At 71.6% G+C, this 13,438-nt stretch carries 9 protein-coding genes; 5 read left to right on the forward strand and 4 right to left on the reverse strand.

What is annotated here, in order from left to right; genetic code table 11:
• Positions 1-4: 4 nt before the first annotated feature.
• From Q1K26_RS00960 to Q1K26_RS00970, 3 genes are all read right to left on the reverse strand, one after another.
• On the reverse strand, positions 5-1,822 hold the full coding sequence (locus tag Q1K26_RS00960; RefSeq protein ID WP_300007067.1) for a helix-turn-helix domain-containing protein: 1,818 nt from the start codon (positions 1,820-1,822) through the stop codon (positions 5-7).
• A 26-nt stretch (positions 1,823-1,848) separates the two neighbouring features.
• On the reverse strand, positions 1,849-2,481 hold the full coding sequence (locus tag Q1K26_RS00965) for an MEDS domain-containing protein (protein ID WP_300007069.1): 633 nt from the start codon (positions 2,479-2,481) through the stop codon (positions 1,849-1,851).
• A 302-nt stretch (positions 2,482-2,783) separates the two neighbouring features.
• On the reverse strand, positions 2,784-3,893 hold the full coding sequence (locus Q1K26_RS00970; protein WP_300007071.1) for a cobalamin-independent methionine synthase II family protein: 1,110 nt from the start codon (positions 3,891-3,893) through the stop codon (positions 2,784-2,786).
• A 329-nt stretch (positions 3,894-4,222) separates the two neighbouring features.
• On the opposite strand from Q1K26_RS00970, the gene Q1K26_RS00975 reads away from it, so the two are divergent.
• Together Q1K26_RS00975 and Q1K26_RS00980 are read left to right on the forward strand one after the other, a co-directional pair.
• Positions 4,223-5,266 carry a hypothetical protein gene (locus Q1K26_RS00975; RefSeq protein ID WP_300007073.1) on the forward strand — a complete coding sequence of 348 codons (1,044 nt, stop codon included), beginning with the start codon at positions 4,223-4,225 and terminating at the stop codon, positions 5,264-5,266.
• A 300-nt stretch (positions 5,267-5,566) separates the two neighbouring features.
• Positions 5,567-6,637: a hypothetical protein gene (locus Q1K26_RS00980; protein WP_300007075.1), complete on the forward strand. Its 1,071-nt coding sequence runs from the start codon at positions 5,567-5,569 to the stop codon at positions 6,635-6,637.
• Positions 6,638-6,690: 53 nt separating this feature from the next.
• Here Q1K26_RS00980 and Q1K26_RS00985 read toward each other — a convergent pair whose 3' ends face one another.
• Positions 6,691-7,602 (reverse strand): haloalkane dehalogenase, encoded by a 912-nt coding sequence (locus Q1K26_RS00985; protein WP_300007077.1) that lies wholly within the window; start codon positions 7,600-7,602, stop codon positions 6,691-6,693.
• A 259-nt stretch (positions 7,603-7,861) separates the two neighbouring features.
• Here Q1K26_RS00985 and Q1K26_RS00990 point away from each other — a divergent pair, with 259 nt between their 5' ends.
• From Q1K26_RS00990 to Q1K26_RS01000, 3 genes are read left to right on the forward strand one after another with little or no spacing between them, the layout of a single operon-like run.
• Positions 7,862-8,698 (forward strand): mycofactocin-coupled SDR family oxidoreductase, encoded by an 837-nt coding sequence (locus Q1K26_RS00990; RefSeq protein WP_300007079.1) that lies wholly within the window; start codon positions 7,862-7,864, stop codon positions 8,696-8,698.
• Positions 8,695-11,517 carry an AAA family ATPase gene (locus tag Q1K26_RS00995; protein ID WP_300007080.1) on the forward strand — a complete coding sequence of 941 codons (2,823 nt, stop codon included), beginning with the start codon at positions 8,695-8,697 and terminating at the stop codon, positions 11,515-11,517. The genes Q1K26_RS00990 and Q1K26_RS00995 overlap by 4 nt, the downstream gene beginning before the upstream one ends.
• A 55-nt stretch (positions 11,518-11,572) precedes the next feature.
• Positions 11,573-13,369, forward strand: coding sequence for a helix-turn-helix domain-containing protein (locus Q1K26_RS01000; RefSeq protein WP_300007082.1), 1,797 nt, complete (start codon positions 11,573-11,575; stop codon positions 13,367-13,369).
• Positions 13,370-13,438: the final 69 nt, after the last annotated feature.

The following is a 13,438-nucleotide window of genomic DNA, read 5'->3' on the forward strand; positions in this document are numbered from 1 at the left end:
CCGGTCAGCGATCCGGGGGCGCGCCGTTGCGGATGGTGACCAGTCCCTCGTTGAGGCGGAGGGCGAGCTCGATGTTGAACCGCATGTCCGACTGCGCGAAGTCGGCCCCGAGGATCTCCCGGATCCGCCGCAGCCGGTACTTGAGCGTGGACGGGTGGATCCACAACGCCCTGGCGATCGACTGCTGGCCGTCACCCATCAGGTGGGCGCTCAACGTCTCGACCAGCCGGGCGCGGTGGTCGGCGTCGTAGCGCAGCAACGGGCCGATCCAGCGCTCGACGTGCTCCTCCACCCGCTCGACATGATCCACGTCGAACAGCATCCGGTGCAGCCCCAGGTCCGCGAACCGGAGCAGGCCTGCCCCGGACCGCTCCGTCATCGACCGCTGAGCCATCGCCACGGCGACCAGCGCCTCCCGGTATGCGGGCTCGAGATCGTCGAGACCGGGACGGGTGTCGCTGATCCCGATCGCCACGTGCAGCGCAGGCACCGACGCCCGGATCCGCTCCAGCAGGCGGCGCGCGCACTCCTGCACGGCGTCGGCCCGCACGATCACGATCGTCTCGGCCCCGATGACCCCGGCCAGGCCGCGGGGGCCGTTGCGCAGCTGCTCCCGTACCTCCGCGGCGACCCGGCGCGTCGAGGCGTCCGGCGCGGCGGTGTTTCCTGCGCGGCAACGGGTCCTGATCGCGATCACGGCCGCGGGCCCGTCGACCTCGTAGCCCAGCCGGCCGGCCAGACCCGCCGAGGTGAGCTTCCCGCCGCGGTGCAGCAGCGCGTCCTGGAGAAGATCGCGGCCCAGCCGCTCCTCGGCGTCGGCCACGCTGCGTTCGATGAGCAGCCGCAGCGCGAGCACCAGCCTGCCGCCCTGGAACGTGGTGCGGTCCACGGCACCGAGCGACGTCGAGCCGACCAGCAGGTAGCCGAACGCCTCCCGGTCCGTGGCGACGCTCTGCACCAGGAAGGACCGCGTCCCGGTCGCGGTGGCCATCTCGACCGTGCGAGGGTCACGGTCCGGGTGGTGCGTTCCGATCGCCCGCGCGAGCTCGGAGGGGCGGGGCAACGCGCCTGCGGTCGCCCCGTCGCCGGTCGCGTGGGCGATCGTGTTCCGCTCGGAGTCGAGCAGCCAGACGGGGGCGCCGAGCTGCCGACCGACGTGGTCGACGATGGTATGGGCGTCCTTGCCCCGCAGCACCAGGGCGATCAGCTCCTCCTGCAGACGCAACGCGCGGGACAGCAGTTCCCCCTGCGCCCGCAGCTCGGCGGCGAGGTCTCGCAGCTCCCGCAGGCGCAGCGCTTCGGACTCGTGCAGGCGTGCCACGTACAACGCCGTCGAGGTCTGCGCGCCCAGCGCCTGGATGAGGGTGAGATCGCCGGGGAGCGAGCCCGGCTCGCCGCCGGCCAGCAGGAAACCCAAGTGGTCGGTGGAGACCCGCAACGGGAGCGCGAAGAGCTCCTCCACCCCGGCCCGGCGCAGGGTCCGCGGCAGCTCGGCGGCGGTCCGCCGGGTAGGGCGGAACACCGAAAGGTCGGTGCCGATCCGGCGCAGGGCGGTCGCCACGCCTGCGCTGATGCCCGGGCCGCCCTCGCAGCGGCCCGCGACGCGCAGCAGGCCGTCCGGGCCGTCGGCGTACCAGGCCACCGCGGCCAGCGGGAGGCGGGTCAGCGCCGCGAGCCCGCCTGCGGACAGCTCGGCGGTCTTCTCGGCGCTGGGCGCGGCGTGCATGAACGACCCGAGCATGACCACGGCGTTGAGCCCGGCGACCGTTCCCTGCAGGCCCTCGTCCCCGCCGGCCGCGGCACTTCGGATGTCGGGTGTCACGACAGCTCCATATCCGCAGCCGGCGGTCAGGGCGCCGCGCCGCCGAGAAGAACCCCCGGATCGACGCACGGGTTCTGCATCTCGATGCCGTTGAGGACCACGCGATGGTGCAGCCGCAGCAGGTCGAAGATCTGCTCCCCGCGGGTCTGCTCCAGGTCGTAGAGGCACAGCGTGATGGCCGCCGCGGTGCCGAACTCGCGCGCGTAGAGGGCCTCGTACTCGAGCAGGCGCTCGGTGCCCGGACAGCCGCGCAGGCTCCAGCTCATCTCACCGATGACGCACACGACCGGATATCCCCGCTGGTCGCTGCCCACCGACGCCCGCTGGTAGAAGTCGACGGTGCGCGCGGGGTCGAAACACCCACCGGCGAGGTAGACCTCGGTGGAGGCCACGATGCGGATCTGGCCCCGCCGCCGGGCCTCCTCGACGTCCACCGCGGCGCCGATGAGCCGCTGCGCGACCTGATCGGGCGCGCTCCGGTCGCAGACGTAGATCACGCCGCAGTCCGCGGCCAGCGCCGCGGCGACCAGCGGCGTGACGAAAGCGTCACGCTCCTCGTCACCCCGGTAGAAGACCCCGACGTGGTCGGCGACGCGCAGCAGCACAGACTCGAGCGACAGCTCGATGTACCTGTCGTCCGCGGCGACCGGAAGACTCATCGTTGACCCCTTTCGACCGCCCGAACGCTACCCGTTCACCTCACCCCGGCTGCTGTCCCGGCGGGATAGGTGATGGTGCTGATCTGATCCCGTTCGGACAAGCGGGATATCAGCCGCAGCACCGGCACGACTGCCCGCCCGACCACGGGTGATCGGTGACCTCGACGGTCCGCTGTGGGTGTGCCCGGCGGCTTCCGCACACCGAGCACACCCACACCGTGGGGACCTTCGCCCCCTCCATCACCAGTGACCGGAACTCGTGCCCGCAGTCCGGGCAGCACAGCTCCAGCACCGGCACGGGATCAGCCTCCCAGCTGCTTCCGGACGATCTCGGCGCCTGCCGCCAGCGCGTGCAGCTTGTCGATGGCGATGTAGCGCTGCAGCAGGATCAGGCCGCAGTCGGTGGTGACCCCCAGCTTCTCGGCGGGGATGTACTCCAGCAACCGGTGGATCCGGTCGGCGACCTGCTCGGCGGTCTCGGTGATCGTCGACTTCACGTCGATCACTCCGGCCCAGAACATCATGTTCTCCGGGAGCGGGTGGTTCTTGATCACGTCGAGCCCGGAGAGGTCGTCGGAGCGACGGCCGCAGTTCTCCAGGTTCAACACGTTCATGTTGCCCTCATACGCCTTCGGGATGATCGACGCCGTGGCCGACGGCGCCTCACCCTTCCGCTGCGTCAGGTCGAAGATCTCCCCGGCCGCCGCGCTGTCGTCGGGCATGTAGGCGGGCGTACCACCCCAGTTGCCCCAGCAGACGTGACAGATGATCTGCGCGTGCTGCACGCCCTGCACCGCGCGGTTGAAGGCCTCGATGGCCCAGTCCTCGTAGAAGTAGGGCCAGGTGAACTCGTCGAGCTGGATGAAGTCGACGCCCATCGCGTCGACCTCGAGGATGTCCTCGTTGATCGCGGCGGCGATGGCCAGCGCGCGGTCCCTGCCGTTGTCGTAGTGCAGGTCGTTGGTGGCCTGGGCGAGCACCTGGATGCCGGTGTACTGCACCTTGGTGGGCTTGTTCGTGGCCCGCTTCAGCGCCCGAGCCTGCTCCACCATGATCGCGCCGTGGCGCCTGATCTCGTGGGTCGCGGTGCCTGCGTGCAGCCGGGAGTAGATCGGGAAGCCGAGGTAGCCGCCCTTCAGGTCGTAGCCGAGCCGCCGGTAGTAGTAGTACAGGGCCTGGTCGGCGTAGTTGTCGCCGTGCAGGCGGCCGTCGGTGATGATGTCCAGCCCGGCCATCGTCTGGTCGGCGACCAGTGAGGCCATCGCGTCCTGGAACGCCTCCTGGTTGAACGAGTCGGGCGGCTCCTGATCACCCGTCCAGTTGCGGACCGGTCCTGCGTCCCACCAGCGCGGGTTCGGATAGTTCCCGACCATCGATGTAGGAATGAGGATTTCCTGGTCTCCGACCCTCATCTGATTCCCTTCCTCGATCCTCTTGGACGGCTCCCGACCGACACAGCGGTGTGGGGCCGGTCACAGCAGTGACCTGGAACGGAAGCTAGTCCCGTTGGGCGCAGGTCAGCAGATTTGTTGGCCCGCCGGGACAACGGCCTTGTCCTGTCCGACCAACGCGACGGCCGCCCGTGGCGCGGCCCGGGCGGACAGCCGCCGCCGGAGCGCCGTCGCGAACCTGTCTGCGGGATGCAGTCGCGCGCCGATGTTTGCCGGAACCGGGACGAAGACCGGTGGATGGGTCGTTCCTACGCTCGACCCGTTGCCGATGAACGTGAAGGGAGCATCTCATGCAGGTCCGTGACCAGGACATTCTCCTTCCTACGACCATGGTGGGGTCCTATCCGCGCCCCAACTGGCTGACCGGGAAGGTGTTCGGCGAGTACGACGAGCCCGACTTCATCGACTACCGGACCAAGGAGAGCTTCACCGACGCGGTCCGGCTCTGCGTGGACGATCAGCGCCGCGCCGGTATCGACGTGATCTGTGACGGTCAGCAGTACTTCGAGTCCGAGACCAACCACGAGTACGGGCAGGTCTTCCACTTCTGGGGACACCACCTCAAGGGCGTGAAACGCTGGGGTGACCCCATCGTGATCGAGCTCTACAAGAAGTTCCACGCCCCGGCGATCGTCGACAGCGTCGAATGGGTGCGTCCGGTGTACGGCCCGGCCGCCGACGTCGCCCGGTTCGCGGCCGGCGACCAGCCGCTCAAGATCGCCGTTCAGGGCCCGCTCTTCTTCGCGTTCGCCTGCACGGACAAGCACTACGGCGACGTGAAGCCGCTCGCGATGGACATCGCGAAGGCCTTCAACGCGGAGTTCAAGAACCTGGTGTCCCGCGGCGTGGACTGGATCCAGATCCACGAGCCGCTCACCTACTACGGGGAGGAACCCTGGTTCATCGAGGTGATCAACACCGCGTTCGAGGGCGTGGAGGCGCACCGGATCTGGCACATCTGTTACGGCAACCAGGGCGGCAACCCCGGTGTCGGCGAGCCTCGCGGCCGGGACATGTTCCCGTTCGCGTTCGAGGCCGACGTCGACCAGATCCACCTGGAGACGATGCGGCGGGGCCCCGGCGACCTGCAGTACCTCAAGGGCCTCCCCAGCAACATGAACCTCGGCGTCGGCGTCATCGACGTGAAGTCGATGGTGATCGAGACACCCGAGGCCGTCGCCGACCGTCTCGTGGAGGCGTCCCGCCACGTGCCCGCCGAGCGGATCTGTGTCAGCACCGACTGCGGCATGCTGAACCTCAAGCTCGAGCACGCCCAGCTCAAGCTCGCGGCGCTCGTCGAGGGCACCCGGATCGCCCGCGAGCGGCTGGCGTAGCGAGCGGGCCGGTCGCGGAGGGCCACGGACGGGGCTCCCGCGACCGGCTTGCGCTGCGCGACGACGGCGCCGTGGCCCTCCGTCACGCGGGTGCCCCCGCGAGACCAGCCCGGCGCGATGGTGATCCCCGGCGGGCTACCCGTCCCCGCCGATCCGGCCGCGTCCCGCCCCGGCGTCCCGGGCCGTCCCCGCCTGGCCCCGGCGAGCCACATTGCTCCTACGGTTGGCCCCCGCGATGCCGTGACGGCCGCCCGCGCCGTTCCTACCGTCTGCCGGCAGGACCAACTCCAGGAGGCAGAGATGGTGAACGTGCGCGGTGAGGACGTGTTGCTGCCCACCACGATCGTCGGGTCGTACCCGAGACCGCAGTTCCTGCGCGGCAAGGTGTTCCCGATCGGGGGCGTGCATTCCCCGGAGTTCCCCGACTTCGAGACCAGAGCGCTCTACCGCAACGCCGTGGCACTGGCGATCAAGGACATGACCGACGCCGGGCTCGACATCGTCACCGACGGTTGCCAGCACTACGAGATGGAGAGCGACTACGAGCAGGGCGAGATCTTCCACTACTACCTCGACCGCCTGGAGGGCTTCGTGCCCTACGGCGACCGGATCAACGCAGGCGAGTTCCACGAGCTGCCGATCTACAAGCCCACGTGCGTCGGGCCGATCGGCTGGCGACGGCCGATCTTCAAGCCGATGGTCGAGGCGGTGGTCGAGCAGACCGACAAGCCGAACAAGATCCAGGCCGCGGTCGGGCCGGCCACGATGGCCGCGATGATCACCGACCACCACTACGGGGACATCAAGGCGTTGGCGAACGACCTGGCCCGCGCGCTGAACGTCGAGCTGAAGGACATGGTAGCCCGCGGCGCCGAGATGGTGCAGTTCGCCGAGGTCCTGACGTTCTTCGACCCGGCCGACTGGGTGATCGAGGCGATCAACATCGCGTTCGAGGGTGTGGAGGCCTTCAAGGTGGTGCACATCTGCTACGGCCAGCTGGAGGGTCAGCCCGGCGTGATCGAGATGCGCGGGGCCAAGCTGTTCCCCTGGCTGTGGGACCTGGACTGCGACCAGATCCAGTACGAGATGGCCAGCCACGGCTTCAGCGACCTCGACATCAAGGCGATCGAATCCATCCCGGCCGACAAGGCCTTCGGCGTCGGCGTGATCAACGGCAAGAGCCTGGTGGTCGAGACCCCCGAGCAGGTGGCCGAGGGCATCCGGAAGGTGTTGACGGTCGTGCCACCGGAGCGGCTGTCGGTGTTCAACGACTGCACGCTCACCGGGATCAAGCACATCGTCGCGAAGCGCAAGCTCCAGTCGATGGTGAAAGGCACGCAGATGGTCCGAGACGCGCTGATCGGCAGCTGAGGCAGGCCCGTCCACGCCGTGTGATCCGCCGGCGTGGACGGGCCCTTCGCAGGTCAGCGACGGGCACCCGCCACGCTCAGCGCGAAGTCCGCGACGATCCGGCCCAGCTCGGCGCCCGCGTCCTCGGGCAGGTTGTGCCCGGCGTCGAGGCGCACGTGCTGCTGCCCCTTCGCCCCGGGAACCAGCGCGTGGAACATCTCGTCGGCACCGCGGGTGACGGCGTCCTGCTCGCCCCAGACGGTGAGGAACGGCCGCTCCCAGCCCGACAGCACCCCACGGGCGGCACGGACCGCGTCCGAGGCCGGGTCGTCGGGCCGGATCGGCACCAGCACCGGGAACACCCGTGCCCCCGCCTTGTGGCTCTCGTCGGGATACGGGGCGTCGTAGGTGGCGCGGACCCGGTCCCCGGGATCGGTCGCGCAGCCGTTCAGGACGATCTCGCCGACCGGCAGCTCGGGCACCGACTGGGAGTACTCCAGCCACGAGCGGAACGCGTCGTTGGGCTCCATGTCACCGGTCGGGAAGCCGTGGTTGCAGGCCACGTAGGACGACGCGAAACCTGGTGACTGCGCCACCAGCCGAAGCCCCAGCAGCCCTCCCCAGTCCTGCCCGACCACGGTGGCCCCCGCGATACCCACCCGGGCGACGAACTCCGCGAGCCAGTCCACATGTGACTGGTAGGTGTAGTCCGCGGTGCCGCCAGGCTTGTCGGAGCGGCCGAACCCGACGAGGTCCGGCACGACCGCGCGCAGGCCGGCCGCGACCAGCTCCGGGACCGTGTGCCGGTAGAGATAGGACCAGGTGGGCTCGCCGTGCAGCAGCAGCACCACCGGCCCGGAGCGGGGTCCCTCGTCCACGTAGTGCATGCGCAGCGCGTCGCCCGCTCCGATCCCGACGTAGTGCGGGACGAACGGGTAGTCGGGCAGCTCCGCGAAGCGCTCATCAGGGGTTCTCAGCACGTCCATCGGCCCGACGCTAGGCAGCGCGCGGCCCGGTCGGCGACCCCCGGCGAGGGCCATGGCGCAGCGCCGCTCGGCCTCCCGGGATCAACCGCCGCCGCGCGCGGACCGCTCGCGGCCGCCGGGCGCGGGCCGCTCCGGGTACCGGACCCAGCGGGCTCAACGGCCGCCGGGATTGGCCCCGCCGGGATGTGGGGCGCGCGCGGGGCGACGGCGACGATGGCTGCCGCAACCGATCCGGGGCCGCAGAGATGGGACGGGACTGATGGGACGCTTCGACGACAAGGTCGTTTTCGTGACGGGCGGCGCGAAGGGTCAGGGACGGTCGCACGCGCTGGCCTTCGCCAAGGAGGGCGCCGACATCGTCGTCTGCGACATCGCCCGGCAGATCGGGTCGATCCCGCACACGATGGGCACGCGGGCCGATCTCGACGAGACCGCCCGGATGGTGGAGAAGCTCGACCAGCGCTGCCTGGCAGTCACCGCCGACGTGCGGAGCACCGAGGAGATCAACGCCGCGGTCGATCAGGCGGTGACCGAGCTGGGCCGCGTGGACGTCCTGCTCGCCAACGCCGGCGTGCTGTCGCTGACCCCGGTCGCCGAGATGACCGACGAGCAGTTGAGCGACGTGGTCGACACCGACCTCATGGGCGTGTTCAAGGCGATGCGGGCGGTCATCCCGCACATGGTCGCCCAGGGATCGGGGCGGATCATCGCCACGTCCTCGATGGCGGGCCGCACCGGCCTGCCGACCGTCGCGCACTACTGCGCCGCGAAATGGGGCGTGATCGGCCTGGTGAAGTCGGTGGCCCGGGAGGTGGCCGCGAGCGGTGTGACCGTCAATTGCGTCTGCCCAACCAACGTGGACACCGACATGATCCACAACGAGCCGTTCTACGCGCTGTTCGCACCCGGGGTCGAGCGCCCGAGCCGCGAGGACGTCATCCCCGGGTTCACCTCGCTCAACGCCGTGCCGGTGCCGTGGATCGAGGCGATCGACATCTCCAACGCGATGATGTTCCTGGCCTCCGCCGAGGCCCGCTACATCACCGGCGAGGCCCTGCACGTGTCGGCGGGCTGGAACGCGTTCAACACCGCGTGAGGACGATCCCGGCCGAGGCCCGCACGTCGGACCCCGGCGACGGCCTCGACATCACGCAGCGCTACCTCGCAGTCCGCGACCTGGTCGTGGGCCGCGAGGAGCAGGTGCGCAGCGTGCTGGCCGTGCTGGCCGCCGGGCGCGACCTGCTGCTGGAGGGCCCGCCGGGCACCAGCAAGTCCACGATCCTGCGGGCGATCACCGGCCACTACGGCATCCCGCTGGTGTTCGTCGAGGGCAACGCCGACCTCACCCCGCAGAAGCTGATCGGCTACCACGACCCGGCCCGGGTGCTGCGGCACGGCTACCGGCCCGAGGACTTCGTGGCAGGCCCGCTGCCCGACGCCATGGCGCGCGGCGGGTTCCTCTACATCGAGGAGTTCAACCGGGTCCCGGAGGACACCCTCAACGCCATGCTCACCGCGATGGCCGAGCGGGAGCTGACCGTGCCGAGGGTCGGGCGGATCCCGGCGCTGGACTCCTTCCGGCTGGTCGTGGCGATGAACCCGTTCGACAACGTGGGGACGTCCAGGGTCAGCGTCTCGATCTACGACCGGCTCTGTCGCCTCGCAGTCGGCTACCAGTCCGCGGCCGAGGAGCGGGAGATCGTCGCACTGCGCACCGGCTGCGCGCCGTCCTCGGACGTCGTGGCGCTCGCCGTCGAGCTGGTGCGGGCCAGCCGCGAGCACCCCGACCTGCGAACGGGTTCCTCGGTGCGGGGGCGCGATCGATCTCGTGCTGGTCGCCCGGCAGCTCGCCGCGATCGGCGCCCTGCCCTTCGAGCGCCCGGACGTGGACGCGGTGCTGCTCGACGCCGCCCGCCTCGCCCTGTCCAGCAAGATCGCGGTGGTGGATGCGGCCGAGCGCACGCCGGAGGACGTCATCACCGAGCTCGTGTCCGGCCGGGTCCGGTGATGCCAGGGTCCGCGCCGGTGCCGCTGGTCGGCCGCCGGGCCGAGCGCCGCATGCTCGTCGCCGGACTGCGGGCCGGGCGTGACCTGCTCGTCGAGGGCCCGGCGGGCACCGGGAAGTCGCTGCTGGTCCGGGACGTGGCCGCGGCGCTCGAACGCCGGATGCTCGTCGTCGAGGGCAGTGCGGCGATCACCGCGGGCGCGCTGCTGGGCCACCACGACCCCGCGCACGTGATGCGCCGCGGCTTCGACGCCGCGGGCTTCGTGGACGGACCGCTGCTCGTCGCCATGCGCCGGGGCTGGCTGCTGCACGTCGAGGAGGCCAACCGGATGCCCCCGGGGATGCTCGACCTGCTCCTCGGGCCGCTCGACGAGCGGCGCATCGCGGTGCCCAGGGTGGGCGAGGTGGGCGCCGCACCCGGCTTCGGCCTGGTGGCCACGGCCAACGACGGCGACCCAGGTGGCACCCACCCGCTCGGCCGGGCGTTCGCCGAGCGGCTGGTGCGGCTGCGCCTTCACCAGCAGCGGGCCGAGGAGGAGCGGACCATTCTGCGCCGCCACGATCCGGCCACGCCCGCGTGGCTGGTCGGGATGGCGGTGACCGTCGGGCGCGCCACCCGCGAGCACCCCGACCTGGTCCGGGGCGCCTCGGTTCGGGGGTCGATCGATCTCGCGGCGGTGGCCCGGCAGCTCGCCCGGCTCGAGGACGTCGACCTGCGCGACCGCGACCCCGCCTCGCTCGACGTGGTGATCCGCGCGGCACTGGTCGCGCTCTCGGGCCGGGTCGCCGTCCGGGACGCGGGCGGGCGCAGCGCCGAGGACGTGATCCGCGAGATCTGGGAGGACGAGGCCGTCGTGCGGGTGGCCGCCGCGGCCGGCTCGGCGGCAGCGGTGGCGCTGCCCTCGGCGATCGTCCGGCGGGGCACCCGGCCGGCGTGGGTGCGCGACGCCGGGCCGGACCGGACGGTCGAGCCGTCCCGCCGGTCCCCCGGCGAGCCGGGCGCCGGGGCCGGCGGCGCGGCGCAGGTGTCCCGCTCGGTGGCCGGGGACACCGCGGGGTCGACGGACCCGGGGAACACCCTCCCACCGGGAGGGACGGCCCTCACCGACCAGGAGCTCGATGACCTCACCGACCTCGTCACGGGTTCCGCCGGGCGGGCGACCCGGCGGCACCACCGCCGCCGCCTCGCCGGTATCGATCCCGCGCTGGTCCACCGGCTGGCGATGCAGATCGTCGTGCGGCGCGCCCGGCAAACCCGGGGCAGGCGCGGCACCGGCACGCTGCGACCTGCCCGGTTCCGCTTCCAGTCCGACGACCTCGACCTGGACCGCAGCCTCGAGGAGCTCGCCGCCAACCCCTACCCCGGCCACGAGGACATCTGGGTGCAGGAACGCTCCGCGGGCCGCCGCGGCGTCGCGCTGATGCTCGACGTGAGCGGCTCGATGCGCGGCGCCCCGCTCATCCGGGCGGCGCTGGCCGCCGCGTCGGCCGCGGCGGCGACCGCCGGGCGGGACGACCTCGCGACGGTGCTGTTCTGGAGCCGGGTCGCCGTCGTCACCTCGGTCGAGAACCCGCAACCGGTGACCCGGGTCGTCGAGGATGTGCTCGCCGTCCGCCCGGAGGGGCTCACCGACATCTCGCTCGGGCTGGTGACCGGCCTTCGCCTGCTCGAACCGTCCCGGGCGCGGGACAAGATCGGCATCCTGGTCACCGACGGGGTGAGCAACCACGGCGGGGATCCGGCGACCGTCGCGCGGCGCTTCCCGCGCCTGCACGTGCTCGCGACGGCCACGGCGCAGGCCCGGCTGCAGGCCTGCGGACGGCTCGCGGCGGCCGGGCACGGCGAGTGCGTCCCGGTGCCGGGGATCGACGACATCCCGGATGCGCTGACCCGTTGCCTGAACAGCTGAGACCGACGACAGTGTGGCTGCCGGGCACGAGGGGGTGCCGGCTCGAGGTGATGAGATGGCCATGAGCGATGAGCGCAGCGCCTCTGTCCGGCAGGCCTGGGAGGGCTTCCTGGAGTCGGGCCGGGAGCCGAGCGACGTCCGTCCGAACATCGCCGCGTCCTGGCGGCGCAGCCAGCTCTCGCGGGTGGCCCCCGACGACGCCGACTTCCCCTGGCTGCCGACCGACGCCAAGTCCCGGCTGGTGTCGGCCGCCGAGCCTGTGCTCAACCGGTTCGCGATGAGCCTGCCGGGAACGAACGTCTGCATCGTCCTCGCGGACCGGCGGGCGCGGATCGTCGGCCGGTGGGTCGGCGATCCCAGCCTCGAGCGCCACCTCACCGCCTCGTCGATCGATCGGGGTTTCGTGCTGGACGAGGAGGTGGCCGGCACCAACGGGATCGGTACCGTGCTGGAGGAGATGCAACCCGTCGAGGTCGCCGGGTCCGAGCACTACGTCGCCGCGCTGCACCAGCTCACCTGCGTCGGCGTGCCGATCCGGCACCCGCTCAGCGGACGGCTGGAGGGCGTGCTGGACCTGGCCTGCCCGACCACCGACGCGAACTCGCTGCTGCTGCCCACGGTGATCGACCTCGGCGCGCAGATCGAGCGCGAGCTCTTCGAGCGGGTCTCGGACTCCGAACGGTCGGTCCTTCGGGCCTTCCTCGCCCGCAACCGCGAGACCACCCGCCCCCTGATCGCGCTGACCGACCAGTTCATGATGGCCAACGCGTCCGCGGCGCCCTGGCTGGACGGCGTCGACCAGGCCGTCCTGCTGGAACAGGGCGACATGACCTCGCTGTCCTCCGGTGAGGTCGTGCGGGAGATGTCGTTCTCGAAGGGGCGGACCGCGGTGGCCCGCTGCCGCCCTGTCCTGGCCGGGCTCAAGGTCGCCGGGCTGCTCATCGAGATCGACGCGGGCGCGACCACCCGGCGGCGGTCGGGCCAGCCGGGCCGGAACACGACAGCGAGCTGCGCCGGGCTGGCCGCGGCCGGACTGGCCGGTACCAGCGACGCCTGGCGCCGGGTGGCGCAGCGCTGTGCCCGGCTCGACCCGCGGACCCCCATTCGGATCGAGGGCGAACCGGGTACCGGCAAGATGGCGCTGGCCCGCCATCTCCACCACAGCATGCGACCCGAGTCCACGTGCACCGTGCTGCCGGGCACCATGGAAGGCGTCCTCGGCACCGGAGACTGGTTGCGCCGCGCCCTCGCGGCCGTCGGCCCGGGACCGAGCACGATCGTGCTCGCCCACATCGACCGGCTCGGTGAACCCGCCTCGGCGGCCCTGTGCGACCTGCTCGACCTCGCCGAGGACCCCCCGCTGGTCATCTCCACGGCGATCCCGGGCGACCGGCCCGTGCACCGGGCGCTGGAGGACCGGCTGCGCACCCAGGTGGTCACGCTGCCTCCGCTGCGCGGGCGACCCGAGGACATCGCCGGGATCGCGGATGCCCTGATCCGGCGACACGCGCCCGGCCCGCTCCGTCCCCGGCTGACCCCGAACGCGTTGCGGCTGCTCATGCGGCATCCGTGGCCGGGCAACGTCCGCGAGCTGGACGCCCTGCTGATCCGCCTGCTCGGCGAGGGCCGGACCCATGACATCACGCCGATGGACCTGGCCGACCTGGGCTCCGCGATGCCGCGCCGCAACCTCGGCAGTCTCGAGCTCCTCGAACGGGACGCGATCATCCATGCCCTGCGAGACGCGGACGCGAACAAGACCCGGGCCGCGCTCGTCCTCGGGATGTCCCGGTCCAGCCTGTATCGCAAGATCCGCCACTACGGCATCGACCCGGAGCGGGTGGTGCTCTGAGGCCGTCGCCGGCCCGATGCCGTACCAAAATCGGACGGTCCCCGCCCGCTCCTGCGGACCTACCGTCTG

The organism is Pseudonocardia sp. (assembly GCF_029263155.1).
GTDB lineage: Bacteria > Actinomycetota > Actinomycetes > Mycobacteriales > Pseudonocardiaceae > Pseudonocardia.

Excerpts from the sequence above, each read along its gene's own strand:
- Q1K26_RS00965 (WP_300007069.1), bottom strand. The coding sequence starts at position 2,481 with ATGAGTCTTCCGGTCGCCGCGGACGACAGGTACATCGAGCTGTCGCTC.
- Q1K26_RS00970 (WP_300007071.1), bottom strand. The coding sequence starts at position 3,893 with ATGAGGGTCGGAGACCAGGAAATCCTCATTCCTACATCGATGGTCGGG.
- Q1K26_RS00975 (WP_300007073.1), top strand. The coding sequence starts at position 4,223 with ATGCAGGTCCGTGACCAGGACATTCTCCTTCCTACGACCATGGTGGGG.
- Q1K26_RS00980 (WP_300007075.1), top strand. The coding sequence starts at position 5,567 with ATGGTGAACGTGCGCGGTGAGGACGTGTTGCTGCCCACCACGATCGTC.
- Q1K26_RS00985 (WP_300007077.1), bottom strand. The coding sequence starts at position 7,602 with ATGGACGTGCTGAGAACCCCTGATGAGCGCTTCGCGGAGCTGCCCGAC.
- Q1K26_RS00990 (WP_300007079.1), top strand. The coding sequence starts at position 7,862 with ATGGGACGCTTCGACGACAAGGTCGTTTTCGTGACGGGCGGCGCGAAG.
- Q1K26_RS01000 (WP_300007082.1), top strand. The coding sequence starts at position 11,573 with ATGGCCATGAGCGATGAGCGCAGCGCCTCTGTCCGGCAGGCCTGGGAG.